Below are 3695 nucleotides of genomic sequence, written 5' to 3'. Positions count from 1 at the left end.
CAATATAAATACAAAAAAGAAGGTGACTCTAAACAAGTTAAGATAAAGGATAGAGCGAGTATTTCTGAAAGACCTAGCAGTGCTAATAGAAAAAATCTTTATCACTTTGAAGGTGACACTATTGTTGGTAAAGACCATAAAAGTGCTATTGTAACAATGGTCGATAGAGCTAGCAGATTTACTATTTTAGCCAAGTCTATAGATAGAACAGCTAATTCAATCAATAGAATATTGTACAAAGTATCTAATGGTCATAAAATATTAACAGCTACATTTGATAATGGTAAAGAGTTTGCTAAACATAAGAAGCTAACTAGCAAGACTGGCATCAAAGTATTCTTTGCTGATCCATACAGTCCTTGGCAAAGAGGTACTAATGAAAACATGAATAGGTATATCAGACAATTTATACCTAAAGGTACTAACTTTAACAATATATCTCATCAATACATTAGAAAGTTACAGATAGACTTGAATAATAGACCTAAGAAATGTTTAAATTACTTGACACCTAATGAAGTACATTTTGGTATCTCTATAAACATTGAGAATACAATCTAGCAATTGTTCTTGTCCGAGGTTTTTAAATTCTATACAAATTCCACTACCATTTTGTCCATATGATCTCCATTGAGATAGGTCATCTCCACGTGTGCTAAATGAGCATATGAAAATATCATCATTAAAAGTTTCACTTTGCCTTAATTTCTCTTGTACCTTTTGTAGTATATTTATGGAGTCCTTACTTATATTTTTATCTCTAGCGAGATAAAAGTCTATGAATTCAAAAACTTTATTTTTACCATCAATAAATTCTTTACTATCATTTAAGTATTTTGGACTAGACATCCATAGCGACTTATTTTCAACTATACTTTTAAATGCATTCACATCGGTGTAGTGATATAAAAGATGATTAGTCTTTGTAAACTTAAGATATTTTTTATGCCAATAGTATTTGGAGTTTGCATTTATAATACCATACCTATATTCTTTAGTAGACACAATTAAACCTCATAATCATAACTAATAGTTAGTGGTGCATGATCTGAAAACCAGTTTTCTTTGTAGACATAATCTGATTTAGGTACAACTTTATCTTTTAGAACAGGCGTTGAGATATGATAGTCAATTCTCCAGCCGACATTGTTTGCATGCGCCTGACCACGATTTGACCACCAGGTGTATTGTAACGGTTCATGATTAATCACTCGGAAAGTATCAACCCAACCTAGATCATCAAAAATATGATCTAACCAAGCTTGCTCTTCTGGTAGTACTCCAGATGTCTTACCATAATTAGATTTCCAGTTTTTAATATCTATCTCTTTATGCACAATATTAAAATCACCACAAACTATAAAATCTCTACCAGATTCTGCCTGTTCTTTTAATATTTCTTTATACTTTTCAAGAAACTGCATTTTATACTCTTGACGAATATCTCCACTAGAACCACTGGGTAGATACAAACTTGCAATACTAAAGTTTTCATAATCAAATTGAATATATCTACCTTCATCATCAGCCCAATCTAGTCCAAGCTCTTTGATAACTTTCAGAGGTTTTTTCTTAGCGTATATAGCTGTACCACTATAGCCTTTTTTTACAGCATCTTTAAAATCATAGTAAAAACCGTCTGGGAAATGCTGTTCATCTTTTTCTAATTGATGAAATTGTGCTTTTGTCTCTTGTATGCATAAGAAGTCTACATCCTGCGTTTTAAACCATTCCCAAAACCCTTTACGAGCAGCTGCGCGTATACCATTAGCATTGAATGTAATTACTTTTATCATCAGATTATTACTAAGTTTTAAGATTTATTGAGACATTTTAGCATTTTAGAACTAGTGGTGTAATAGTAAATACTTATTGAGTCAATAAATGTTTTTGATAGTAAATATTCTTATAGTATAAGCTTTATATTGTTATAATTATGTAATCATAAAAAATTGAATTAGCATTATGTTTAACTATATTTCCAAACAAAAAATCAAAGTAAGTCAATCATCAACAGGTGAAGATATTCATGTAGAGAAAATAACTATCAAAGGTTCTGATTTATCAGCACCAAGTATATATATGCAAGCAAGTATGCACGCTTCAGAACTACAGGGAAATGCTGTAATGGTTGAGCTTCTTGAGTATTTCAAAAAGCATCAGCCAAAAGGCGATGTTTATCTAATCCCTCAATGTAATCCTATCGGTAAAGATGTATTTATAGGAGCAGGGCACCAAGGTAGATTTGACTCGGCAACAGGAGATAATTTTAATAGATACTATTTTTACCCATCTATTGATTATTCAGCATTTGTCAAAGAACATATCAGCTCATCTACAGCGGAGTATGAGCAAGCTTTTGAAAATCTTTTACAGCAAGAATTAGATAAAGAACTAGCAAATGAGTGGGAGCTATCTAGAGCAAAAAGATTAAATCTTCTAGTCCAAAGAGAAGCCCAAAAAGCAGATTATGTCCTTGATTTACATACTGATACAGATGCTACTACTTATTTATATACTGCAGAGTTTGCTAGACAAACAGCAGAAAAATTTGGCTATAAAGATATGCTAATTATTGATAATGATAAAGCTGGTGGAGCTCTTGATGAAGCTATATTTTGTCCATGGTGGCACTTGTCTCAAGAGTTCAGAAAACAAGGTAGAGATGAAAAAGTACTAAAAGAAGGTTACACACTTGAATTAGGCTCTGAAGAGTATATAAATTTCACAAATGCTAAAATGCAGACTCAAGGTATCCTTAATTATCTGAAATATAAAGATATTATTGATTCACCTTTTAATACTGATTTATTAAATAGTGGTATTAGACATCATGTCTATGGAGCTAACTATAAGCACTTAAAAGCAATAGAGGGTGGTTTGTATGAGTGGTTTATTAAGCCTGGCGATATTTTCAAAGCTGGAGATGTAATTGGTCAATATATTCAGACATCTACTATGCAAAAGAAAGACTTAGTTTTACCTTATGGCGGTGTTGTAATTAGTATTCATAATACCGGTGCAGTCTGTCAAGGAGGCCAATTGATTAACTTGGCTATTATTTAATTATTACTGGCAAAACATATGAAAAAATATTATTAATTAATGGTAAAAAAGAATTTGGGCACTCAAAAGGTGCTTTGAATCAATATTTAAATGATATTGCTGAGAGTCATCTTAAGAGCATTGATCATGATATTAAAGTTACAGTTATTGATGATGGTTATGATATAGATGAGGAAATTCAAAAGTGGCTTTGGGCTGATACAGTAATTTATCAAATGCCAGGTTGGTGGATGGATCCACCTTGGATTGTTAAAAAATATATCGATGAAGTATTCACCACAGGTCATGGTGTTATGTATGCTAATGATGGTCGATCTAGATATGATGTTAGAAAGAAATATGGCTCTGGTGGTTTACTTCAGGGTAAAACATATATGTTATCGCTAACATGGAATGCTCCATTGGAGGCTTTTGTGGAGAAAGACCAGCTTTTTGAAGGTGTTGGGGTTGATGGAGTATATCTACACTTTCATAAGGCACATGAATTCATGAGTTATACTCGAATCTAGTGTATGATGAAAATCTAATATAGAAATAAGCGGTGTATTCGCAGCAGAATGATAGAATTATTTTGCAAAATATAAACTCTTAACTGAGGAATACACACATGACAAAAAGTAACATAATAG

The 3695-nt window shown here is 32.0% G+C and carries 4 protein-coding genes and 1 pseudogene; 3 read left to right on the top strand and 2 right to left on the bottom strand.

Annotated features, from left to right (window positions below; translation table 11 throughout):
- Positions 1-561 (top strand): IS30 family transposase (locus tag F8C69_RS09540; protein ID WP_159183759.1); only part of this gene is annotated, 561 nt, incomplete at its 5' end.
- On the opposite strand, the gene F8C69_RS09535 is transcribed toward F8C69_RS09540, so the two are convergent.
- Both F8C69_RS09535 and F8C69_RS09530 read right to left on the bottom strand, forming a co-directional pair.
- Positions 496-1005, bottom strand: coding sequence for a hypothetical protein (locus F8C69_RS09535; protein ID WP_159185000.1), 510 nt, complete (start codon positions 1003-1005; stop codon positions 496-498). The two genes, F8C69_RS09540 and F8C69_RS09535, sit on opposite strands and share 66 nt — an antisense overlap.
- Before the next feature lie 2 nt (positions 1006-1007).
- Complete coding sequence (locus tag F8C69_RS09530) at positions 1008-1796, bottom strand: exodeoxyribonuclease III (protein WP_159184999.1); 789 nt, start codon at positions 1794-1796, stop codon at positions 1008-1010.
- A 169-nt stretch (positions 1797-1965) separates the two neighbouring features.
- On the opposite strand from F8C69_RS09530, the gene F8C69_RS09525 reads away from it, so the two are divergent.
- Positions 1966-3066 (top strand): M14 family zinc carboxypeptidase, encoded by a 1101-nt coding sequence (locus F8C69_RS09525; RefSeq protein ID WP_159184998.1) that lies wholly within the window; start codon positions 1966-1968, stop codon positions 3064-3066.
- Positions 3067-3068: 2 nt separating this feature from the next.
- A pseudogene (locus F8C69_RS09520) lies at positions 3069-3557 on the top strand (NAD(P)H-dependent oxidoreductase); the annotation flags it as partial.
- Positions 3558-3695 lie beyond the last annotated feature (138 nt).

Origin of the sequence: Francisella noatunensis subsp. noatunensis (assembly GCF_009823375.1) — a bacterium.
Classification (GTDB): domain Bacteria; phylum Pseudomonadota; class Gammaproteobacteria; order Francisellales; family Francisellaceae; genus Francisella; species Francisella noatunensis.
This window is presented reverse-complemented; position numbering and strand designations above follow the sequence as displayed.